This window comes from Cedecea sp. FDAARGOS_727, from assembly GCF_012273235.1.
GTDB classification, from domain to species: Bacteria; Pseudomonadota; Gammaproteobacteria; order Enterobacterales; family Enterobacteriaceae; genus Cedecea; species Cedecea davisae.
In genome coordinates this window covers 3,253,307-3,276,457 of the sequence record NZ_CP050966.1, presented here as the reverse complement: position 1 = coordinate 3,276,457, position 23,151 = coordinate 3,253,307, and the positions used below count along the sequence as shown (strand labels likewise).

Below are 23,151 nucleotides of genomic sequence, written 5' to 3'. Positions count from 1 at the left end.
ACCATTGATTATAAATACCGTGGAAAAAGTTAAATTGATTTGCGTCGTGAATAGCTTATTCAGTTGCCGCCGTCGATAAGCAATGTTTTCAGCCCGGCCGCTTTATTTTCAATCTCTTGCCACTCTTCTGAAGCGACTGAGCCGGCAACAATTCCCGCTCCGGCATAAAGCCTTACCGCACTCCCGCTGACGCGTGCGGAGCGTAAAGCAACGCAAAACTCCGTCTGGTGGCGAGACAAATAACCCGCCGACCCGGCATACCATTCACGTTCAAAAGGTTCTTGGGCGGCGATAAACGCCCGAGCCAGTTCGCGCGGCAGTCCCGCCACTGCGGCGGTTGGCTGTAGCTGTTTCAGGCAAAGTGCGTCATCCTGGCGCTTAAGCAGCGTCCAGATGCAACGCCGCAGATGCTGCACTTTTCGCAGCCTCATCACCTGAGGCGGCAGCACGTCGAGCGCGCCGACGGCCCCCTGAAGCCGCTGGCAGATATCTTCCACAACCAGCATGTTTTCACGCTGATTTTTGTCGTCTTTCAATAGCCACTGCCCGAGCTTTTCGGCCTGCCTGTCGTCCGGGTGGTTGGCAACGGTGCCCGCCAGCGCTTCGGTACGCAGCGCATCATCGATACGCCGCCACAGCCGCTCCGGGCTTGAACCCAGGAAAGCATTTTGCGGGTCGAACGCCATTAAGAAATGATAGCAGTTAAGGTTAACCCGGCGGCTGGCGGCCATAAATCCGGCGGCTGAAACAGGGGACGAAAAGGCCAGGTCCGTTGCCCGCGCCAGCACCACTTTATCCAGCTTGCCCTGGCTAATAGCGCCGGTGGCAAGGTCGATAAGCCGGTGCCACTCCGGCTGCTCTGGCAGATGGGTTGCGCCGAGGCACTTCAGGTTTAACTGAGGCAGCGGTTTGGCGGGGAGCAGTTGCTCAATAAAAGCCGCAGCGGCCTGAGCATCCTGCTTTAGCGAGGTTTCGCTGTACAGATGGAGCCAGAGATGCGCCTCGCCGCCCACGCGCCGCCATTCCAGACGAGAGAGGAACAGGAACCCCTGAGCCGGGTCGAAAGCGTTAAGCCCCCAGACGCGCAGGAAAGGCTGGCCGGGGTAAGATTGCAGGAAACTCTGCGCCTGCTCCAGGGCGGAAAACTGGAGCAAGGCTCCCAGGGCCGCAACTTCTTCGTTACCGTTACGCTGCTGCCAGTAAAACTGAGGAAAGAGCGGCTGGGCGGTTAACCACGCCAGCGGGTCGGAGGCATCGCTGAGGGTGACCGCAACACACAGGCGCTGCAGGCCCGGCTCGTCGGCAAATTCTCCTGCTAATTCCTGCTGCATCTGCTGCAGTGCTACGGCTACTGAATTCACGACTACCTCACCCTTGCGTAAAAACCCCTGATTATACGTGGTCGTTGCCGCAAAAAAAAATCCTACCCTGGGGGTAAGATCTTTATTTGCTGCGCCCGTCTTTCACGGCGGGCGCCAGGCTAACGCTAACGACGCAGAAGTAGCCCTACGACCAGCCCAATGGCCGCACCGGCACCAATGCCTCTCCAGGGATTTTCGTGCACATAATCATCGGCACGGTAAACCGCTTTTTTGGCGCGATAGTAATAGTTATCGGAAGCATTGCTGATACGTTCTTTCACTTCGTGCAGCGCCTGTTCCGCTTTGGCCTTCAGCTCAATATATTTTTGGTCGGCCGGGTCGCCGGATGAACGCAGCACTTCTTCCAGGGTTTCGCTCAGCAGCGCCAGGTCATCATCAAGACGAGATTCATACGGTTGCATACCTGTTCTCCGTGTTAAAAAAATTTCTCGTCCGCTAACTATAGACAACCGGGGCTGATTTCGCCTGCGTTAGCCGTTGGCCATGCCGATATGCGGGATGCCGTCTTCGTCGTACACATCCGTTACCGGCTTAAAACCGAAGCGGGCATAAAACGCCTGCAAATGCGCCTGCGCCCCGAGGTAGATAGGTTTGCCGGGCCACTGGCGCTCGCAGGCGGCAAGGGCCTGTTCCATAAGCTGATTACCAAGCCTTTCTCCGCGAACGGAGGCGTCCACGATGACGCGCCCAATAACAACAGGTTCCAGGTCATTCTCACTCTTCAATATTCGGGCATAGGCGACAAGTTTACCCTCCTTCCAGCCAAGGATATGGCGGTTCTCGCTCACCAGATCTTCACTGTCAATGTCGAGATACGGGCAATTTTGCTCAACAACAAATACCGCGCAACGCAGCGCCAGCAGAGAATAGAGAGCGGCGACGCTCAGTTCAGAATGGTGTAAATCCTGCCATTTCAGCATTGAAAATTCCTTATAATTCAAGCGTCGCCGACCAAGTTTAGCGGTGACTCTGCATTAAGTGTTTTAGCACAGTTTCGAGTGGAGTGGCACCCTTGAGCGTCTCGCCTTCGAAGTCAATCCATCCCTCGTTAAAACCATCAAGCATTTGCATGCGTGGCAGAGGGTTTTTCATCCCCTGGGCGAGGAAATCCGCCTCCCAGTTTTCACGCGGAACCGCCTTCACCGTGACCGGGCGACCAAGTACCTGAGAGAACGCCTGCGCCGCCAGCTGTGGACTATAGCGCTGCGGGCCTTCCAGTTCGATGACCCGGGTCCCGGTTTGCGGCTGGGTTAACAGCTGCGCGGCAAGAGCGCCAATATCAACGGTTGCAACCATAGGAGTAGCGCGTTCCAGCGGCTGGAGATGGCTGTAAATAACGCCGGTCTCCTTCGCGCTATTAATATCCCACAAATAGTTTTCCATAAACCAGCCCGCCCGCAGAAACACGGTTGAATCGCAGATATCCGCAAGCTCCTTCTCCATCAGCCCCAAAGCATTGAGCAGGTTTGGCCGGGTAGCCTGAGCGCCTATCGTCGAGAGGCAGACAACGTGCTGCGGGCGGCTGGCCAGCAGCGCCTGCTTAATTGCGGCAATATTGGCGCGCGGCTCGGCCATATCTCCGGCAGGGTCAAAGACCGGCGGCAGCAAAATAAATACCGCCTCAGCGCCGCGGAATGCCTTAGTCAGCCCTTCGGCATCGTTCATTGCCGCAAGCGCCAGCTCGGCCCCCTGCTCAACCCAGGGCTGCCCTTTGGGTTCATTGCGCACCACGGCGCGAACGTCATGCCCGGCGGCTATCAGCGTTTTAGCCAGCGCACCGCCAACCTGCCCGGTAATACCAGTAATTGCGAACATCATGCTTCTCCATTGTCAGATTTCACCTTGCGGCGTGGGGAGCATTATGTTGAAACGGCTAAGGTGCATCGATAACATCATAGACAATTCACTGATGACTCCAGGGCACCAATATGATTTTTAACGATCGCACTTTTGATGGTCTCGCGGTCTTCACCGCCGTGGTGGAAAGCGGCACTTTTGCCGCCGCGGCCGAGGTCATCAATATGTCTCCGCCGGGCGTCAGCCGCGCAATTGCAAGGCTTGAAAAAAGGCTCGGCATCCGCCTGTTCGACCGCACCACGCGGGCGGTTTCGCTCACCGTCGAAGGCAGGGAGTTTTACCGCCAGGTGCTGCCGCTTCTGGCGGCGCTGGAAGACGTCACCAGCGGCGCGTCATTATCCAGTAAAGCGGTCGTGGGCAGGCTCAGGGTCAATATCGATCCTTTCTTTTCCAGCCTGGTGTTTGGCCCGCAAATTGAAAGCTTTATGGCACGCTACCCCGAGCTTGAGCTGGATCTGGTCACCCGCGACAGGCTGGGCGATATGGTTTCCGACGGCTTTGACCTGGCGGTCAGGTTCGGCGTCCCTCGCAACAGCAGCCTGGTAGCCAGAAAGCTGCTGGAAACGCGCATCATGACCGTGGCAACGCCAGCCTATCTTGAGCGTTTTGGTCGCCCCACAACCCCCGAGGCGCTGATGGAACACACCTGTATCCATTTTCGCGATCCGGAAACGGGCAGGCCGTTTGAGTGGGAGTTTCACCGTAAAGGTCAGGTAGTCAAAGTACCGGTCAACGGGAGGCTGACCCTGAACGATGCCCGCACCCTGCACGAAGCGTGCCTCAGCGGCCACGGCATCGCGCAGATGATGACATTTGGCTCGGAGGACCTGGTGAAAAAAGGCTTACTGGTTGATTTATTCCCGGACTGGCCCGACGAACGCTTTCCGCTCTACGCTTACTACCCTTCCCGTATCAATCCGGCGGCCAGAACGCGCTGTTTCCTCGATTTTATCCTCGGGCTGGCCAAAGCCTGAGCCCATAAAAAAACCGCCAACAAGTGGCGGTTTTGAACGGTTTCGGAAACCCGATTACATCAGAGGCTGCGCTAACTGCACCAGGCTGATAAGCGGCTGCGGGTAAACACCCAGCAGCAGAACCAGCAGAGCAGAGATAAGCACAACTACGCCGCCCGCGGTCAGCGCCCAGTTGGATGGGGTATCGCGGTTAAGCTGCTGAGGCGCGCTCAGGTACAGGCTCACGGTGACACGCAGGTAGTAGTAGAGGCCGATGGCGCTACCCAGCACCACGGCGCCGGTCAGCCACCACAGATGCGCCTGAACGCCTACTGCAATGATGTAGAACTTACCGATAAAGCCGAGGGTCATCGGGATACCGGCCAGGGAGAGCATCATCACGGTCATCACCGCAGACAGCACCGGCTTGTGCCAGAACAGACCGCGGTAGGAGAACAGTGAATCGGCATCCGGGCCACGGTACGGGCTGGACATCAGGCTAACCACGCCGAACGCACCCAGGCTGCTGAACAGGTAAGCGGCCAGATAAACGCCTACCGCTTCCATCGACATATTGCCGGTTTGCAGCGCAATCAGCGCCACCAGCAGGTAGCCGAGGTGGGCGATGGAGGAGTAGCCCAGCAGACGCTTGATGTTGGACTGGTTCAGCGCCATCAGGTTACCGAAGAGGATGGAGGTGAAGGCGATAATGCCCAGCACCACACGAACCGCTTCGCTGTTGCCCACAGGTGCGTAGAGGAACAGACGCATCACCACGCCAAAAATGGCAATCTTGCTGGCGGTTGCCAGGAAGGTGGAAACCGGAGCAGGTGCGCCCTGGTATACGTCCGGCGTCCACAGGTGGAACGGCACCAGAGAAAGCTTGAAGCCAAGGCCGACGATCATCAGGCCCAGACCCGCCAGCAGCAGAGGCTCGTGCAGCATGTTGTCCGCCAGGCTCTTACCGAGGCTGACAAACGACAGGCTGCCGGACTCGGCGTAAACCAGCGCCATACCGAACAGCAGGAAGGACGAAGCCGCCGCCGACAGGATGGTGTACTTGATGCTCGCTTCCAGAGAACGCTTCTGGCGGAAGGCATAGCCCACCAGGCCGAACAGCGGGAGAGAGATAAGTTCAATGCCGAGGAACAGCGCCGCCAGATGGTTAGCGTTAGCCAGCAGAATGCCGCCGAGGGAGGCAATCAGCACCAGCAGGTAGAACTCTTCGCGGTTGTCGGTGTAGCCCTGTAGCCACGGGTAAGCGAAAGTACAGGTCGCCAGGCTAGCCAGCAGCACCAGCCCGGTATAGAGCATGGCGTAGCCGTCAACGCGCATCAGCGGAGTCACGTCCATCGCCCCGGCCTGCCCCACAAACCAGAGTGAGATAAGCGCGGCGTTAAGGCCGATAACCGATAGCGTAGCATTCAGGAAATGATCGCGGCGCCACGCAATGGAGAGCATCACAACCACCACCGTCAATCCGACGATCAACAGCGGTAGCAGCGCGATCAAGTGTTGAGGAGTTAAAGTCATGAGCGAATTACGGCCTTGTAGTAGAAAGTGAACTGGTAAACCACTGCTGAATATTGCTCATCGCAGAATGAGAGGTATCCAGAATCGGCTGCGGGTAGAAGCCCAGCAGAACTAACAGCACCACCAGCAACAGAATGATAAAGAACTCGCGCATCGACATGCCCGGCAGTTGCTTATCGCTGATTTCACTTTTCGCTTTACCAAAGTACGCGCGGTGCAGCATTGCCAGCGAGTAAACCGAAGCAAACACCAGGCCGAAGGTAGAAATCACGGTAATGACCGGCACAACGTGGAAGCTGCCGAACAGGATCATAAATTCGCCGACAAAGTTACCGGTGCCCGGCATCCCGAGGGTTGCCACCGCAAAGAACATCGACAGCGCAGGCAGCCATTTAATTTTGTTCCACAGGCCGCCCATCATACGCATATCGCGGGTATGCAGACGCTCGTACAACTGGCCGCAGATGATGAACATACCGGCAGCGGACAGGCCGTGCGCAATCATCTGAATCACCGCGCCCTGGTAGGCCAGCTGGTTGCCGGTGTAGATAGCAATCAGTACAAAGCCCATGTGGGAAACGGAGGTGTAGGCAATCAGACGTTTAATATCGGTCTGAGCAAACGCCATCCATGCGCCGTAGAAGATACCGATAACACCCAGCCACATGGCGATTGGCGCGAACTCGGCAGAAGCTTCCGGGAACAGCGGCAGCGAGAAGCGCAGCAGGCCGTAAGCAGCGGTTTTCAGCAAGATACCGGCAAGGTCAACGGAACCCGCGGTGGGTGCCTGAGAGTGCGCGTCCGGGAGCCAGCCGTGCAGCGGAACCACCGGCATTTTTACCGCGAAGGCGATAAAGAAGCCCAACATCAGCAACCATTGCACGCCGTGGGACATCGGCGTTTTCAGCAGCAGCTCATAGTTAAAGGTCCACACGCCGGTAGCGTTGTAGTGCACAAACACCAGGCCGAGAATAGCAATCAGCATCACCAGGCCACTCGCCTGGGTATAGATGAAGAACTTCGTTGCCGCGGTAATACGCGTCTTCCCGTCGGAGGCTTTGTGGCCCCACAGCGCAATCAGGAAGTACATCGGCACCAGCATCATTTCCCAGAAGAAGAAGAACAGGAACATGTCGATGGCAAGGAACACGCCGATTACGCCGCCGAGGATCCACATCAGGTTGAGGTGGAAGAAGCCCTGATACTTTTCAATTTCATTCCAGGAACAGAGCACCGCCAGCACGCCAAGCAGGCCGGTCAGCACCACCATCAGCAGCGACAGACCGTCGAGCGCGAGGTGGATTTCAATGCCAAAACGCGGGATCCACGGCAGAACAAACTCAGACTGCCACTGCGGCAAACCTGCCGACTGAATCAGAGAGTAGCCGCCCTGCAGCCAAAGCTGCAGCGAGAGCGCCAGTGTCAGCCCCATGGTTATTAGCGCTATCCAGCGAGGCACTTTCACGCCAAAGCGTTCGGTCTGCCAGCAGAAGAAGCCGCCGATAAAGGGGATTAGTATTAGCCAGGGTAATAGCATGGCGTTTGTGTCCCTAAGTCAAAATAATTCTTAAACATCGCTCACTTCCCGGTGCCGGGTGACGGGTTTAGCCCTCACTCCGGCCCTCCCCCGTAAGGGAGAGGGGGACGAAGAAATCCTGTTAACGCAGAACCAGCAGCAGGCCAAGTACCACAACGGCCCCGATGCTCATCGACGCAACATACCAGCGCAGGTAACCGTTCTCGCTTACCAGCAGGCCGCGGCCTGCGAAGCGGGAAAGAATTGCCGGAATGTTCATCAGCGCGTTCAGCGGGTCACGACGCAGCAGCCAGGCAATGCCGAGGAACGGCTTGACGAATACTTTGTCGTACAGCCAGTCGAAGCCCCATGCATGGAACCACCAGGTGCCGAAGAAGCGGCCCGGCGCGCTGTTAGCAATGGAGGTAACAAGCGTGCGTTTACCCAGCCACAGGAAGGCGGCAATCAGGATACCGGCGATAGCCACTACGCCCGAGATGATTTCCAGGGTCAGCACGCTGCCGTGGGCAAGCTCCGTCGTTTCCGGCAGTACGCCGCGCAGCGGTGGAACAATCATCGCGCCAACGAAGGTTGACAGCACCAGCAGCACAATCAGCGGCAGGTGGTGAGTAATGCCTTTGCCCGCGTGAGCGTGGATTTTCTCTTCGCCGTGGAAGACAATGAAAATCATGCGGAAGGTATACAGCGAGGTCATGAATGCCCCGACCAGGCCCGCAACCATCAGGTTGAGGTGGCCGTTCGCCATTGCACCGGCAAGAATTTCGTCCTTACTGAAGAAGCCTGCGGTGATCAGCGGCAGAGCAGACAGCGCCGCACCGCCTACCAGGAAGCAGACATACACCAGCGGGATAGACTTGCGCAGCCCGCCCATCTTGAAGATGTTTTGCTCGTGGTGACACGCCAGGATAACTGAACCGGAAGAGAGGAACAGCAATGCTTTAAAGAACGCATGGGTCATCAGGTGGAAAATTGCCGCATCCCACGCCTGAACGCCCAGCGCCAGGAACATGTAGCCAATCTGGCTCATGGTGGAGTAAGCCAGCACGCGTTTGATGTCGGTCTGAACCAGCGCGGCAAAGCCCGCCAGCACCAGAGTGACCGCACCAATAATGCCGACCAGATGCAGAATTTCCGGGGTCATCAGGAACAGGCCGTGGGTACGGGCTATCAGATAGACACCTGCGGTAACCATGGTGGCCGCGTGGATAAGCGCAGAAACCGGCGTTGGGCCAGCCATCGCGTCGGCAAGCCAGGTCTGCAACGGCAGCTGAGCGGATTTACCCACCGCACCGCCTAACAGCATCAGGGTTGCCCAGGTCAGCATCTGATTACCGGCAGCAAAGTGCTGCGGCGCCAGCTCAACCATTTCGCGGAAGTTCAGCGTGCCCAGCTCGTTGTAGAGAATGAACAGGCCGAAGGCCAGGAACACGTCGCCTACGCGAGTCACCACGAACGCTTTCATTGCCGCAGCGTTGTTCTTCGGATCGGTGTAATAGAAACCGATCAGCAGGTAAGAACAGAGGCCCACGCCTTCCCAGCCGAGATACATCAGCAGCAGGTTATCGGCAAGAACCAGAACCACCATGCTGGCGATGAACAGGTTGGTGTAGGCGAAGAAGCGGGAGTACCCCTCTTCACCGCGCATATACCAGGAAGCAAACATGTGGATCAGGAAGCCAACGCCGGTGACCACGGAAAGCATGGTCAGGGAGAGGCCGTCCAGCACCAGATTGAAGCCGATATTGAAATCACCGACCGACATCCAGGTCCACAGCGGCTGGGTAAACGCCTGCTGGCCGTTGCTGAAGAAATCAACACCGGCAATCGCGGTCACTACCGCCGCCAGACCAACAGATCCCATCCCGACGGTAGCGGACAGGTTTTCTGACCAGCGCCCGCGGGAAAATGCCAACAGTACAAAGCCAATAAATGGCAGAACAATGGTTAACCAGAGAAGGTTCATCCACGCATCTCACTTACTGAATCGATATTCAGATTCTGGCGACGACGATGGAGCTGCAGTAACAGCGCGAGGCCAATACTGGCTTCGGCGGCAGCTAAGCTAATCGCGAGTATATACATCACCTGACCGTCAGCCTGGCCCCAGTAGCTACCGGCGACCACGAAGGCCAGCGCGGCGGCGTTGATCATCACTTCCAGGCTTATCAGCATAAACAGCAGGTTGCGACGGATAACCAAACCGGTCAGTCCCAGCACGAACAGAATGGCGGCGAGGATCAGTCCATGTTGCAGCGGGATCATACGTTCTCCTCCGTTTTTCTTCTCACGGCCATGTCGGACTGGCGGTTGCTCAGCACTTCACCGGCACGATCTTCACGCCCCAGATGGAACGCGACCACCAGGCCCGCCAGCAGCAGCATGGAGGCCAGCTCCACCGCAAGCACGTAAGGCCCGAACAGCGCGATACCGACCTGTTTAGCATCGATGGACGTGCCATCAATGCCCTGGTCGTTCACGGTACGGATAGCGTAAATCAGCACCACCAGCAGCACCGCAGAAAGGACGCCAGGCCCAATCCACAGCTGCGGCTTCAGCCACTCACGTTCCTGCTGCTGCACCGCGTTGCCGAGGTTAAGCATCATCACCACGAAGACAAACAGCACCATGATGGCCCCGGCGTAAACGATAATCTCCAGCGCACCGGCGAAGTAGGCCCCCAGGGAGAAGAATACCCCGGAGATAGCCAGCAGAGAGATAATCAAATACAGCAGCGCGTGCACCGGATTGGTGTGCGTGATCGTCCGCAAGGTAGTCAGGACGGCCACAATGGCGCAGATATAAAAAGCGAATTCCATTGCCTTGCTCCTTAAGGTAACAGGCCTTTGACGTCGATAGGCTTGGCTTCGTTTTCCGCTTCGCCCTTATCTTTGCCGTCGATTGCCATACCTGCCATCCGGTAGAAGTTATATTCCGGGTATTTGCCCGGACCGGAGATCAGCAGATCCTCTTTTTCGTACACCAGATCCTGGCGCTTGTACTCGCCCAGCTCGAAGTCCGGGGTAAGCTGGATCGCGGTGGTCGGGCAGGCTTCTTCACACAGGCCGCAGAAAATGCAGCGTGAGAAGTTGATGCGGAAGAATTCCGGATACCAACGGCCGTCCTGCATCTCGGCTTTTTGCAGTGAGATACAGCCTACCGGGCAGGCTACCGCACAAAGGTTACAGGCAACGCAGCGCTCTTCCCCGTCCGGGTCGCGCGTCAGCACGATACGGCCACGGTAGCGCGGCGGCAGATACACTGGTTCTTCCGGATACATGCGGGTTTCGCGTTTGGCGAAAGCGTGCATGCCAATCATCCAGATACTGCGTACCTGGGTGCCGAAACCAACCACTAACTCTTTCAATGTCATGGTTTTTTCACCCCTTATGGTGCCTGGTAAAGAATGACCGCAGCGGTCACCAGCAAGTTGACAAGCGTCAGCGGAAGGCAAACCTTCCAGCCGAAGGACATCACCTGGTCATAACGCGGACGAGGTAATGCGGCGCGAATCAAAATGAACATCATCATGAAGAACGCGGTTTTCAGCGCGAACCAGATGAACGGCGGTAACCACGGGCCATGCCAGCCACCAAAGAACAGCGTCACGATCAGCGCAGAGACGGTGACGATGCCGATGTATTCCCCGACGAAGAACAGGCCGAACTTCATGCCGGAATATTCGATGTGATAACCATCGGCCAGTTCCTGCTCGGCTTCCGGTTGGTCAAACGGGTGACGGTGGCACACCGCAACCCCGGCAATCGCGAAGGTCACGAAGCCGAAGAACTGCGGGATAACGTTCCACAGATTTGCCTGGTTGTTGACGATGTCGGCCATATTAAAGGAACCGGCCTGCGCCACCACGCCCATCAGGGAAAGCCCCAGGAACACTTCGTAACTCAGGGTCTGCGCGGAAGCACGCATCGCACCAAGCAGGGAGTATTTGTTGTTGCTGGACCAGCCGGCAAACAGCACGGCGTATACCGCCAGGCCTGCCAGCATCAGGAAGAACAGAATGCCGATGTTCAGGTCCGCGACTACCCAGCTCGGGCTGACCGGCACAATGGCGAAGGCCAGCAGCAGCGAGGTAAAGGCAATCATCGGTGCCAGAGTAAAGATTACGCGGTCAGAGAAGCGCGGAACCCAGTCCTCTTTGAAGAACATCTTGATCATGTCCGCAACCAGCTGGAGTGAACCACCCCAGCCTACGCGGTTCGGTCCGTAGCGGTTCTGGAACAGACCGAGCAGGCGGCGTTCGCCGAAGCTCATGAATGCCCCACAGGTCACCACGACCAGCAGAATGACAACCGCTTTGAGGATGCTCAGCAGAATGTCGATAACTTCCGGTGTCAGCCAGCTCATTGCGCAGCCTCCTGCAGATTTTCAAGACGAGCACCCGCAAGCACAGGCGCGATTCCCGGCATCCCCATCGGTAAACCAACCTGACCGGCAACCAGCCCTTCGGACAGCTGCAGCGGCAGGCTCAGCGTCTGGCCTTCGTAGCTGAAGGAGACCAGGCTACCAGCGTTGACGCCAAGCTTCGCGGCATCGGCCGGGTTCAGCTTGATGTACGGCTCAACCATACGCTTCTGGAACACCGGAGAACGCTGGGACAGCTCGTCGCTACCGAACAGATGGTAGTAAGGAGCGATGAGCCATTTGCCCTCTTCCGCATGGAAGGTTTCCGGAACGGAAGTGAAGTAGTCCAGACCGTTTTCAGAGGCTTCAATCAGGCGAACGCCCGGGTCGCCGTGGCGCAGGTGACCGCCCACTTCGGCCTGGAATTTGTTCCATGCCTGCGGGGAGTTCCAGCCCGGAGCCCAGGCAAACGGGATCTGCTGACGGTCGGCCAGCGGGCTGTTGTTCCCTTCCATAGAGAAGGCAAACATCGTGTCTTTATCCTGCGGCTGACGCGGCTCGTGCACGCTGATATTGGCGCGCATTGCGGTACGTCCGCTGGAGCGGATAGGAGAACGAGACAGCTTCTGGCCTTTAATGCGGAACGACGCATCCGGCGCGGCATCTTTGATACCGGCCAGCTGAGGCAGAGCCTTCACGCAGGCGTCGATAACGTCATCAAGCTGCGTCCAGTCAACTTCGCGGCTTTGCACGGTGCTGTGCAGCGAGTGCAGCCAGCGCCAACTTTCCAGCATGGTTACGCTGGTGTCGTAGTATGCCGGGTCGTATACCTGGAAGAAGCGCTGTGCGCGGCCTTCGTTGTTGATTACCGTACCGTCGCTTTCGGCGAAGCTTGCAGCGGAAAGTACCAGATGGGCTTTATCCATGATGTCCGTGCGCTGATGGTCGATAACCATCACCAGCGGCGCTTTGCTCAGGGCAGCATCGACGCGGGCGGCGGAAGCGTGGCGGTGCAGATCGTTTTCCAGCACCACTACCGCATCGGCAGCACCGCTTTCCAGCTCGCTTAATGCCTCTTCCAGAGAGCCACCGCCGATGATCCCCAGACCAACGCTGTTAACCGCGCGGGCAATCATCGTCACGCCAACGTCTGCGCCGCGGCCTTTCAGGGCTTTAGCCACGTTAGCGGCGGCCTGAATAACGGCTTCGCTCCCGGCGTTGGTGCCGGAAACAATCAGCGGCCTCTTCGCACCGGCCAGCGCCTGTACGATGACGTCGACTTTATTTTTCAGGTCACGATCGAGTTCAACCGCCGGAGAGTTGTTGTCCAGCGCGTTGGCAATCGCAAAGCCGAGACGCGCCTGGTCTTCTACCGGAGCGCGGTAGGTCCACGCGGCGATATCATCCAGACGGGTGCTGTCTACGTTGGTCACGAACAGCGGATGTTTGGCGTGCTGGCCGATGTTCAGGATTGCAGCAATTTGCCAGTCGGCTACTTTCTGAGCCGCCGCCATTTCGCGAGCCTTCCCTTTCACCGCCTGGCGAATCGCCAGCGCGGCACGGGCGCCGGTCTGGGTAACGTCTTCGCCCAGAATCAGTACCGCATCGTAGGATTCGATTTCACGCAGAGCAGGAGTATGGATCCCGCTTTCACGCAGCACTTTCAGCATCAGCTGCAGGCGAGCCTGCTCACCAGCAGCAATGCCGGTGTAGAAGTTATCTGCCCCGACCAGCTCACGCAGCGCAAAGTTGCTTTCCACGCTGGCACGAGGTGAACCGATACCGATAACTTTCTTAGACTGGCGCAGGATATCCGCCGCGCCTTGCATCGCCTGCTCGGCGTTGAGGGTAATGAAGTCGTCCCCGCGGCGCTGAATTGGCTGGCGTGGACGGTCTTTCAGGTTAACGTAGCCGTAACCGAAACGACCGCGGTCGCACAGGAAATAGTGGTTCACGGTGCCGTTATAGCGGTTTTCGATGCGACGCAGTTCGCCATAACGTTCGCCCGGGCTGGTGTTACAGCCCAGAGAGCATTGCTGGCAGATGCTTGGCGCAAACTGCATATCCCACTTACGGTTGTAGCGCTCGGAGTGGGTCTTGTCCGTGAATACGCCGGTCGGGCAAATTTCTACCAGGTTACCGGAGAACTCGCTTTCCAGCGTGCCGTCTTCCGGGCGACCGAAGTAGACGTTGTCGTGTGCGCCATAAACGCCCAGATCTTTGCCGTCCGCATAGTCTTTGTAGTAACGCACGCAGCGGTAGCAGGCGATACAGCGGTTCATTTCGTGAGAGATGAACGGGCCGAGATCCTGATTGCGGTGGGTACGTTTGGTAAAGCGATAGCGGCGGAAACTATGACCGGTCATAACGGTCATATCCTGAAGGTGGCAGTTGCCGCCCTCTTCACAGACCGGACAATCGTGCGGGTGGTTAGTCATTAACCATTCCACAACGCTTTCGCGGAACTGTTTCGCTTCGCCGTCATCAATAGAGATGAAGGTGCCGTCAGAGGCCGGTGTCATACAGGACATCACCAGGCGACCGCGGGTATCTTCAGCGTTCTGATATTGCTTCACCGCGCACTGGCGGCAAGCTCCGACGCTGCCCAGCGCCGGATGCCAGCAAAAATAAGGAATATCAAGGCCGAGGGAGAGACAAGCTTCAAGCAGGTTGTCCGCCCCGTTAACCTCGTATTCTTTGCCGTCTACATGAATCGTAGCCATAGTCAGCATGCTTCCAGTTGGCCTGAATAACTTCAGGCGTTAATCAAAAATTCTTGTGCAATGCGCCCTCACCCGACTTCGCTTTCTCCCTCGCCCCTTTGGGGAGAGGGCCGGGGTGAGGGGCTATATCACCAGCGCGTTTTTAACAGGTTCGGCTGAATGCCACTGATGGCACGCAGATTACCGAAGTCCTGTTTGGCAATGCCTGCTTCGAATTCGTCGCGGAAATATTTAATCGCACTCTGCAATGGCTCAACCGCACCCGGCGCGTGGGCACAGAAGGTTTTACCCGGTCCGAGGTGGCGGCACAGCTGCTCCAGGGTTTCGATATCCCCCGGCTGCCCTTCGCCACGCTCAAGCGCGCGCAGGATTTTTACGCTCCACGGCAGACCATCGCGGCACGGCGTACACCAGCCACAGGATTCACGGGCAAAGAACTCTTCCAGGTTACGCACCAGCGGCACCATGCCAATTTCATGGTCAACCGCCATTGCCAGCGCCGTACCGAGACGGCTGCCTGCTTTACCAATACTTTCAAATTCCATCGGCAGGTCGAGGTGCGCTTCCGTCAGGAAGTCCGTCCCCGCCCCGCCCGGCTGCCAGGCTTTAAACTTCAGGCCATCACGCATGCCGCCGGCATATTCTTCAAGGATCTCACGCGCGGTCGTGCCGAACGGCAGTTCCCAGACGCCAGGATTTTTCACGCGCCCGGAGAAGCCCATCAGCTTGGTACCGGCATCTTTACTCATGCCGCCGCCAATGCCCTGATACCACTCAACGCCGTTTGCGAGGATGGCAGGCACGTTGCACAGGGTTTCGACGTTGTTTACACAGGTCGGTTTACCCCATACGCCGCTTGAGGCCGGGAAAGGTGGCTTAGAGCGAGGGTTCGCGCGGCGACCTTCGAGGGAGTTAATCAGCGCGGTTTCTTCCCCGCAGATATAACGGCCCGCGCCGGTATGCACGATCAGCTCAAAATCAAAACCGGAGCCAAGAATGTTTTTGCCCAACAGGCCGGCTTCGGTCGCTTCGGCAATCGCACGGCGCAGATGAACCGCAGCCTCGATGTACTCGCCACGCAGGAAGATGTAACCGCGGTAGGCTTTCAGCGCGAAGGCGGAAATCAGCATGCCTTCCACCAGCAGGTGCGGCAGTTGCTCCATCAGCAGGCGGTCTTTATAGGTGCCCGGCTCCATCTCATCGGCGTTACACAGCAGGTAACGGATGTTCATGGACTCGTCTTTCGGCATCAGGCTCCACTTCAGACCGGTGGAAAAGCCCGCGCCGCCGCGCCCTTTCAGGCCAGCGTCTTTTACCGCATTAACGATTTCATCCGACGCCATGCTGGTCAGCGCTTTACGCGCGCCTTCATAACCGTTTTTACTGCGGTATTCATCCAGCCAGACCGGCTGTTTGTCATCGCGCAGACGCCAGGTCAGCGGATGAGTTTCGGCAGTACGAATAATCGTCTTCATTTATACTGCTCCAGCAAATCAGGGATTGCTTCCGGCGTCAGATGGCTGTGAGTATCCTCATCAATCATCATGGTCGGCCCTTTGTCGCAGTTGCCCAGGCAGCAGGTTGGCAGCAGGGTAAAGCGACCATCAAACGTGGTCTGGCCCGGTTTGATGTTCAGTTTTGCTTCAATAGCGGACTGAATGCCCTGGTAGCCGGTGATATGGCAAACCACGCTGTCGCAGTAGCGAATGACGTGGCGGCCCACCGGCTGGCGGAAGATTTGGCTATAGAAAGTGGCCACACCTTCTACGTCGCTCGCCGGGATACCCAGCACGTCAGCGATAGCGTAGATGGCGCCGTCCGGCACCCAGCCGCGCTGTTTCTGAACGATTTTCAGCGCTTCGATAGAAGCCGCGCGTGCGTCTTCGTAATGGTGCTTCTCGTGCTCAATCGCCTCACGCTCTGCCGCACTCAGCTCAAAAGCCTCAGCCTGGTTTTGTTGGTTATCGTGCATAGTTAGCGATCCACATCAGACATTACAAAATCGATACTACCCAGATAGACAATCAGGTCAGAGACCAGGCTGCCGCGGATCGCCGCCGGAATTTGCTGCAGGTGCGCAAAGCTCGGAGTACGAATACGCGTACGGTAGCTCATGGTGCTAGCGTCGCTGGTCAGGTAGTAACTGTTAATCCCTTTCGTTGCCTCAATCATCTGGAAGGATTCGTTAGCCGGCATTACCGGGCCCCACGATACCTGCAGGAAGTGAGTGATCAGGGTTTCGATATGCTGCAGCGTGCGCTCTTTCGGCGGCGGCGTAGTCAGCGGATGATCCGCTTTGAACGGGCCGGCTGGCATATTTTTCAGGCACTGCTCAAGAATGCGCAGGCTCTGGCGAAGCTCTTCAACCTTCAGCATCACGCGGGTGTAGCAGTCGCTGATACCGCCGCCAACCGGCACTTCGAAGTCGAAGTTCTGGTAGCCAGAGTAAGGGCGAGCTTTACGGATGTCGAAGTCGATGCCGGTAGCACGCAGGCCAGCGCCGGTGGTGCCCCACTCCAACGCTTCTTTCGCGTTATAAGCGGCAACGCCCTGGGAGCGGCCTTTCAGAATGGTGTTACGCAGCGCGGCTTTTTCATACGAGTCGAGGCGTTTTGGCATCCACTCGAGGAACTCTTTCAGCAGGCGCTCCCAGCCTTTTGGCAGGTCATGCGCTACGCCGCCGATGCGGAACCAGGCCGGGTGCATACGGAAACCGGTAATCGCTTCAACCAGATCGTAGATTTTCTGACGATCGGTAAAGGCGAAGAACACCGGGGTCATCGCGCCCACGTCCTGAATAAAGGTGGAGATGTAAAGCAGGTGGCTGTTAATGCGGAACAGCTCGGACAGCATCACGCGGATAACTTCAACGCGCTCCGGCACCACGATACCGGCCAGTTTTTCAACCGCCAACACGTAAGGCATTTCGTTCACGCAGCCGCCGAGGTACTCGATACGGTCGGTGTACGGAATGTAGCTGTGCCAGGACTGACGCTCGCCCATTTTCTCTGCGCCACGGTGGTGGTAACCGATGTCCGGCACGCAGTCGACGATTTCTTCGCCGTCCAGCTGCAGGACAATACGGAACGCACCGTGCGCGGACGGGTGGTTCGGACCAAGGTTCAGGAACATGAAGTCTTCATGCTCGCTGCTGCGCTTCATGCCCCACTCTTCAGGCTTGAAGGTCAGCGCTTCCATTTCCAGATCTTCTTTCTGTTTAGTCAGGATAAACGGATCGAATTCTGTGGCGCGCGCCGGGTAATCTTTACGCAGCGGATGGCCTTCCCACGTTGGCGGCATCATGATGCGCGTCAGGTGCGGGTGGCCATTGAAGGTAATACCAAACATTTCCCAGGTTTCACGCTCATACCAGTTGGCGTTGGGGAAGAGCTTGGTCAGCGTCGGCAGGTTCAGATCGTTTTCAGACAATGCCACCTTGAGCATGATATCGCGATTGCGTTCAATGGAAATCAGGTGGTAGAAAACGGAAAAATCCGCAGCCGGTAAACCGTTGCGGTGTGTGCGTAGACGCTCGTCCATGCCGTGCAGGTCGAACAACATGACGTAAGGCTTCGGTGATTTCTTCAGGAAATCGACAATTTCCAGTAACTGTTCACGCTTAACCCAGACTACGGGCACCCCGGTGCGGGTTGGCTGAACGGTAAAGGCATCCGGCCCAAAACGGTTACGCAATTCGCCAATGACCGGATCATCCAGATGATCCCTTGTCTGCCAGGCTGGCATGGCGGCTTCTTGCGCGGTTAAATCGGTCATATTTCTCACCATTGCAAATGGTTCTGTGGTGACTGCGCTCAGTGTCCTTGCTTTAATATTATTGATATACAAAGACTTTCACTGACCGCAGGCGCAAATTAAATTTCGTCCGGTGTCCGCAGATTGGTTACCGCAATACGTTCGCCGCGCTTACGCTCGCGTTCCGATTGCATGTTGGCGCGGTAAACACCCTGATCGCCAACAACCCACGACAGCGGGCGGCGTTCTTTACCAATCGACTCCTGCAGCAGCATCAGCGCCTGCATGTAGGCTTCCGGGCGCGGTGGGCAGCCTGGGATGTACACATCCACCGGCAGGAATTTATCTACGCCCTGCACAACGGAATAAATGTCATACATGCCGCCAGAGTTAGCGCAGGCACCCATGGAAATGACCCATTTAGGTTCCAGCATCTGATCGTAAAGACGCTGTATAACCGGAGCCATTTTGGTGAAGCATGTCCCTGCCACCACCATCAGGTCAGCCTGACGAGGGGAAGCACGTAGAACTTCTGCACCGAAACGAGCCACGTCATGTACAGCGGTAAACGACGTCACCATCTCTACATAACAGCAGGAAAGGCCAAAGTTATAAGGCCAGATTGAGTTTTTACGACCCCAGTTCACCATATCGTGCATGGCATGCTCGAGCTTGCCCATGTACACGCTGCGGTTAATCTCTTGCTCGAGGGGATCGGTTACGATCTCCTGCTTTTGCAGGGGGTAACGGTCATTCTCACCGTTGGGGTCTATGCGGGTGAGCGTATAGTCCATCTTATTGCCTCGCTGTTACTGCGTATGACGGTTAGTGCGACTGTCTGTTTCCGGGTTGATTTTCTCGCGGCGTGAACGCGCGGGAGTCCAATCCAGCGCACCAATGCGCACCAGATACACCAGACCAGCCAGTAGTACTAAAATGAAAATTGCGGCCTCGACGAAGCCAATCCAGCCGCTTTCGCGAATAGAAGTTGACCACGCGTAGAGATACAGGGCTTCCACGTCAAAGATGACGAAAAACATGGCAACCAGGTAAAACTTGGCGGAGAGACGTAACCGTGCCGTGCCAACGGAGTCGATGCCCGACTCGAAGGGGATGTTTTTGTGTCTTGCCTTTGCTCTTCCGCCGAGGAACCAGCCCCCGACAAGCATCAGACAGCACAAGCCAACGGCGACAATAAGAAAGACAGCGAACGCCCAGTGATGAGCGATAACTTCAGTGGATGTTGACATACTCATTGCTTACTCATCAAAAGTGGCGCCAAAGTCTCTGCTCTTACTGGCAGATGAACGCCACATCGATTCATGGGGAGGAACAATCAACCGTACAATAACTGCCGGAAATAATGCTTAGGCAGCCAATTGATGGGGTTTTTTACTCCTTTCTATAACCTTTTGTCAACTTTAACAAAAGTATCCACACATTAATTTACACCGACAGCAATTCATTAACATTTAATGCGTTAAAACTCATCAAAGCCGGCAAAATGCCCAGATTTAAATGAGGGTGAATCGTGTCCGTTCCGTGTGAAAAAAGAAACAGCCCCTATATTTTGGCAGGAAATCCCAACTATTCCTCCCCCCAATTGGGAGTATTTTCTTGATCTGAGACACGCTTTTGTTAATCCACTTCAAAAAGAAGCAACATTGTTATGCTTTTTTTGACATTAACCGGCAACAACCTCAGGTTTTTGTACACAAAACGCCCAAACCACAAAAATATCGCAATTATTTGAATTTATTGGAAATTATCAGGAAGGCCGGCACTTACCCTAAATTGAGCGTAAAAAATGGGCCGTTGGTGCAAAAAGCATCTCCAACGGCCCATTTTTACATTTAATATTTTGTTACTAACTAGACTGCCCGCCGGTTATTCAAAATCCCCTTCTACCAGCAAAGTATCGCCACCTTCGTTATCAGCGGCTGAATACTGGTAAGGATTAGACGGCGTTCCCAGGGCGCTGAAGATGGCCTGGGCCAGCTCATTGCTGGTTTCCGGGTTCTTGCACAGCAGATATTCCGTCTCAGGCAGAATCGGTAGCCCTTCGGAACCGCCCAGAACCCGCAGTTCCGGGCTCATCATCTCAACCGGCCGGGCGGTAACGCCCAGCCCGGCTTTAACCGCCGCACGCACGGCAGCGAGCGTAGAGGCCACGTAAGAAATTCGCCATGGGATCTGATTGGCGTCAAGGTGCTCAATCATCATATCGCGGTACGGGCTGGGTTCATCCAGCATCACCAGCGGTAGCGCCTCTCCGTTCTGGAAAACGTAATCCGCCGCGCAGTACCAAAGCGTCGGCGAGGTACGCAGAACCACGGCATCAAAATGCGATGGATTAGACGTGGTTACAACCAGGTCGACTTCATGCTGGCTGAGCATTTCAATCATAAACGGGTTGCGCTTAACCCTGACATCCAGCGCCAGCTTCGGGTACACCGAGCTAATGCGGTTTAGCAGGAAAGGCAGAATAGTGTCTGCCGTTTCATCAGAAGCGCCGAGCGTCAACGAACCCTGCAGGTTATTAAACATTAACGAGGAGCAGGCTTCGTCATTGAAACGAAGGATTTTACGCGCGTAGCCAAGGAGTTGAATGCCGTGCTCGGTCAGGAGTTTATTACGACCATGTCGCGCAAAAAGCTCTTTCCCGACTAATTGCTCAAGGCGCTGCATCTGCTGGCTGACGGCGGATTGAGTTCGGCACACCGCTGCTGCTGCTGCGGCAAAGGTATTGAGATCGGCGACCGCAACGAATGTCCTCAGCAGATCGAGGTCGAGATTCAGTATCGGACGATTTGCGTTAATCATAATTTTTTCACTAATAGGTTGCTCTTTCGAGTCTGCCCTGGTTGTATTGCTATGATTTATCAAAGAGATAAAGCAATTCCTTTTTACCGAATGTCTCCGGTAGTGTTAGCCGTGATACGTTAGCGGCGCTTCTGTTTGTTATTTTTTTGTATTCCCCGGCGTGAAGCAATTACCCGAAACGCTCTCCTTCGGGGATATAACTCAGGTCGAATAAGATACAAACCCCTATCTCATCTGACCAGTCGACTATTTTAAAACCGGGTAATAACGGTCAATCAGCGACAAAACGACTTTTAATAAGCTCTTATATGATTATTTAACGGGTTGAATGACTATCCAGAGCATATCCCGTACCAACTCCACAACCAGTTGAATAATAATAGTAATATTAAGCAACGCTAACTAAGTTCAGGCAACGCTTTGGAGGCGACACCAGAGCACACGCCGTTTTTCGCCGCTTATCTTACCTCAAAACTATATGTTTTATAACACATATTGCGAATTATCTGCCCGCATTCTCTTGCCACAATTTCATCACAGTTGATTATTCACAACGTTTTTTGAAGCGTAAAGCGCTCTATAATAAAAGGCTCTTAATTATTGCCAGGGTATTTAACGCTTCACCAGCCCCGCCTTTTGATATACATCTCTTTACCCCCTTCTGTCATTAATCTCTTAATGATTTTAGCGTAAATATTAATTTTTCCTTATGTTTAGCCCCTGTTTTATGACTGGAGCAGCACCTCTCACTCGGCCAGCGCCACATTTGCAGAGCATCGCGTCATACAAAAAGCCAATGGCCAGATTTAAAATCCTACACAAGATAACTTAAAAGAATATTTGACTATCAAAATTTATTTAAACCGCCACTACCTTTACATTGTGCTGGGCAGATAAATTACATTTCTACCCGCCCCTGCCTTCAAATCTCGACGCGGCAGGAGTACATTGTTGCGGTGCGCTTCCACGGCAGGACGCGAAATTAACAACAAAGGTCGAAGCTTCATGTCCCCCATCGAAAAATCCAGCAAACTTGATAATGTCTGTTATGACATCCGCGGCCCGGTTCTGAAAGAGGCTAAACGCCTTGAAGAAGAAGGCAATAAAGTGCTTAAGCTCAACATCGGCAACCCTGCGCCTTTTGGTTTTGAAGCGCCGGACGAGATCCTTGTTGACGTGATCCGCAATCTCCCAACCGCTCAGGGATACTGCGACTCAAAAGGGCTGTTCTCCGCCCGCAAGGCCATCATGCAGCACTATCAGGCGCGCGGGATGCGGGACGTCACCACCGAAGATATCTATATTGGTAACGGCGTTTCCGAACTCATCGTTCAGTCAATGCAGGCGCTGCTGAATAGCGGCGATGAAATGCTGGTTCCGGCACCAGACTACCCGCTGTGGACGGCGGCCGTTTCCTTGTCCAGCGGCAAAGCGGTACATTACCTGTGCGACGAAAGCTCAGACTGGTTCCCCGACCTCGATGATATCCGCGCCAAAATTACCCCACGCACTCGCGGCATCGTGATTATCAACCCGAACAACCCTACCGGCGCTGTATATTCAAAAGAGCTGCTGTTAGAAATTGTCGAAATCGCGCGCCAGCATAACCTGATAATCTTTGCCGATGAGATTTACGACAAGATCCTTTATGACGAAGCGGTGCACCATTCCATCGCCGCGCTGGCGCCGGACCTGCTGACCATCACCTTTAACGGTCTGTCAAAAACCTACCGTGTTGCGGGCTTCCGCCAGGGCTGGATGGTATTGAACGGGCCGAAAAAACACGCCAAAGGCTATATAGAAGGTCTGGAAATGCTGGCCTCGATGCGCCTGTGCGCCAACGTACCGGCCCAGCATGCGATTCAGACCGCGCTTGGTGGCTACCAGAGTATTAGCGAATTCATCGTTCCCGGCGGCCGCCTGTACGAGCAACGCAACCGGGCATGGGAACTAATCAACGAAATCCCGGGCGTTTCCTGCGTTAAGCCTCGCGGGGCGCTTTACATGTTCCCGAAAATTGACGCTAAGCGCTTTAATATCCACGACGACCAAAAAATGGTGCTGGACTTCCTGTTACAGGAAAAAGTGCTGCTGGTTCAGGGCACCGCCTTCAACTGGCCGTGGCCGGACCATGTGCGTATCGTTACGCTGCCGCGCGTTGACGACCTGGAAATGTCTATCGCCAAGCTTGGCCGCTTCCTCGGCCATTATCACCAGTAAACCCGTGGCTA

Annotated in this window: 20 protein-coding genes; 2 read left to right on the top strand and 18 right to left on the bottom strand. The window is 55.7% G+C overall.

From position 1 onward, the window contains the following. Positions 1–59 precede the first annotated feature (59 nt). The 4 genes from menF to FOC35_RS15510 all read right to left on the bottom strand — a co-directional run bounded on the left by menF (position 60) and on the right by FOC35_RS15510 (position 3,200). Entirely contained in the window at positions 60–1,361 is a 1,302-nt protein-coding gene (gene menF, locus FOC35_RS15525; protein ID WP_172569393.1) for an isochorismate synthase MenF, read from the bottom strand. Positions 1,362–1,486: 125 nt separating this feature from the next. Continuing rightward, positions 1,487–1,783 (bottom strand): stress response protein ElaB, encoded by a 297-nt coding sequence (elaB, locus tag FOC35_RS15520; RefSeq protein WP_016537423.1) that lies wholly within the window; start codon positions 1,781–1,783, stop codon positions 1,487–1,489. 69 nt (positions 1,784–1,852) lie between these two features. Then, positions 1,853–2,302, bottom strand: a complete 450-nt coding sequence (locus tag FOC35_RS15515; protein WP_172569392.1) for a GNAT family N-acetyltransferase — start codon at positions 2,300–2,302, stop codon at positions 1,853–1,855. 37 nt (positions 2,303–2,339) lie between these two features. Next, the gene (locus FOC35_RS15510) at positions 2,340–3,200 is read right to left on the bottom strand and encodes an NmrA family NAD(P)-binding protein (RefSeq protein ID WP_216845766.1); all 861 of its coding nucleotides are present in this window, start codon (positions 3,198–3,200) and stop codon (positions 2,340–2,342) included. Positions 3,201–3,310: 110 nt separating this feature from the next. On the opposite strand from FOC35_RS15510, the gene FOC35_RS15505 reads away from it, so the two are divergent. Continuing rightward, positions 3,311–4,213 carry a LysR family transcriptional regulator gene (locus tag FOC35_RS15505; protein ID WP_172569391.1) on the top strand — a complete coding sequence of 301 codons (903 nt, stop codon included), beginning with the start codon at positions 3,311–3,313 and terminating at the stop codon, positions 4,211–4,213. A 54-nt stretch (positions 4,214–4,267) separates the two neighbouring features. Here the strand turns inward: FOC35_RS15505 and nuoN are convergent, their stop codons facing one another. The 14 genes from nuoN to lrhA all read right to left on the bottom strand — a co-directional run bounded on the left by nuoN (position 4,268) and on the right by lrhA (position 20,920). Continuing rightward, positions 4,268–5,725 (bottom strand): NADH-quinone oxidoreductase subunit NuoN, encoded by a 1,458-nt coding sequence (gene nuoN / locus FOC35_RS15500; RefSeq protein ID WP_172569390.1) that lies wholly within the window; start codon positions 5,723–5,725, stop codon positions 4,268–4,270. 7 nt (positions 5,726–5,732) lie between these two features. After that, a complete protein-coding gene (gene nuoM / locus FOC35_RS15495; RefSeq protein ID WP_016537428.1) occupies positions 5,733–7,262 on the bottom strand; it encodes an NADH-quinone oxidoreductase subunit M in 1,530 nt (509 codons plus the stop codon). A gap of 121 nt (positions 7,263–7,383) precedes the next feature. Beyond that, the gene (nuoL, locus tag FOC35_RS15490; protein WP_016537429.1) at positions 7,384–9,225 is read right to left on the bottom strand and encodes an NADH-quinone oxidoreductase subunit L; all 1,842 of its coding nucleotides are present in this window, start codon (positions 9,223–9,225) and stop codon (positions 7,384–7,386) included. Further along, on the bottom strand, positions 9,222–9,524 hold the full coding sequence (gene nuoK / locus FOC35_RS15485) for an NADH-quinone oxidoreductase subunit NuoK (protein ID WP_008459783.1): 303 nt from the start codon (positions 9,522–9,524) through the stop codon (positions 9,222–9,224). Before nuoK ends, nuoL begins: the two co-directional genes overlap by 4 nt. Further along, the gene (gene nuoJ, locus FOC35_RS15480; RefSeq protein ID WP_016537430.1) at positions 9,521–10,078 is read right to left on the bottom strand and encodes an NADH-quinone oxidoreductase subunit J; all 558 of its coding nucleotides are present in this window, start codon (positions 10,076–10,078) and stop codon (positions 9,521–9,523) included. Before nuoJ ends, nuoK begins: the two co-directional genes overlap by 4 nt. Positions 10,079–10,089: 11 nt before the next feature. After that, complete coding sequence (gene nuoI, locus FOC35_RS15475) at positions 10,090–10,632, bottom strand: NADH-quinone oxidoreductase subunit NuoI (protein WP_016537431.1); 543 nt, start codon at positions 10,630–10,632, stop codon at positions 10,090–10,092. A 14-nt stretch (positions 10,633–10,646) separates the two neighbouring features. After that, positions 10,647–11,624, bottom strand: a complete 978-nt coding sequence (nuoH, locus tag FOC35_RS15470; protein WP_016537432.1) for an NADH-quinone oxidoreductase subunit NuoH — start codon at positions 11,622–11,624, stop codon at positions 10,647–10,649. Continuing rightward, positions 11,621–14,344, bottom strand: coding sequence for an NADH-quinone oxidoreductase subunit NuoG (gene nuoG / locus FOC35_RS15465; protein WP_039899371.1), 2,724 nt, complete (start codon positions 14,342–14,344; stop codon positions 11,621–11,623). The genes nuoH and nuoG overlap by 4 nt, the downstream gene beginning before the upstream one ends. 128 nt (positions 14,345–14,472) lie before the next feature. Further along, positions 14,473–15,819: an NADH-quinone oxidoreductase subunit NuoF gene (gene nuoF / locus FOC35_RS15460; protein WP_016537434.1), complete on the bottom strand. Its 1,347-nt coding sequence runs from the start codon at positions 15,817–15,819 to the stop codon at positions 14,473–14,475. After that, the gene (nuoE, locus tag FOC35_RS15455) at positions 15,816–16,316 is read right to left on the bottom strand and encodes an NADH-quinone oxidoreductase subunit NuoE (protein WP_008459776.1); all 501 of its coding nucleotides are present in this window, start codon (positions 16,314–16,316) and stop codon (positions 15,816–15,818) included. Before nuoE ends, nuoF begins: the two co-directional genes overlap by 4 nt. A gap of 2 nt (positions 16,317–16,318) precedes the next feature. Continuing rightward, positions 16,319–18,130 (bottom strand): NADH-quinone oxidoreductase subunit C/D, encoded by a 1,812-nt coding sequence (gene nuoC, locus FOC35_RS15450; protein WP_172569389.1) that lies wholly within the window; start codon positions 18,128–18,130, stop codon positions 16,319–16,321. Between the two features lie 86 nt (positions 18,131–18,216). After that, positions 18,217–18,891 carry an NADH-quinone oxidoreductase subunit NuoB gene (gene nuoB, locus FOC35_RS15445; RefSeq protein WP_016537436.1) on the bottom strand — a complete coding sequence of 225 codons (675 nt, stop codon included), beginning with the start codon at positions 18,889–18,891 and terminating at the stop codon, positions 18,217–18,219. Between the two features lie 15 nt (positions 18,892–18,906). Continuing rightward, on the bottom strand, positions 18,907–19,353 hold the full coding sequence (gene nuoA / locus FOC35_RS15440; RefSeq protein ID WP_016537437.1) for an NADH-quinone oxidoreductase subunit NuoA: 447 nt from the start codon (positions 19,351–19,353) through the stop codon (positions 18,907–18,909). Between the two features lie 631 nt (positions 19,354–19,984). Next, complete coding sequence (gene lrhA / locus FOC35_RS15435) at positions 19,985–20,920, bottom strand: transcriptional regulator LrhA (RefSeq protein ID WP_016537439.1); 936 nt, start codon at positions 20,918–20,920, stop codon at positions 19,985–19,987. A gap of 1,005 nt (positions 20,921–21,925) precedes the next feature. Here lrhA and alaA point away from each other — a divergent pair. Beyond that, positions 21,926–23,140: an alanine transaminase AlaA gene (gene alaA, locus FOC35_RS15430; protein ID WP_016537441.1), complete on the top strand. Its 1,215-nt coding sequence runs from the start codon at positions 21,926–21,928 to the stop codon at positions 23,138–23,140. The last annotated feature ends 11 nt before the right edge of the window (positions 23,141–23,151 follow it).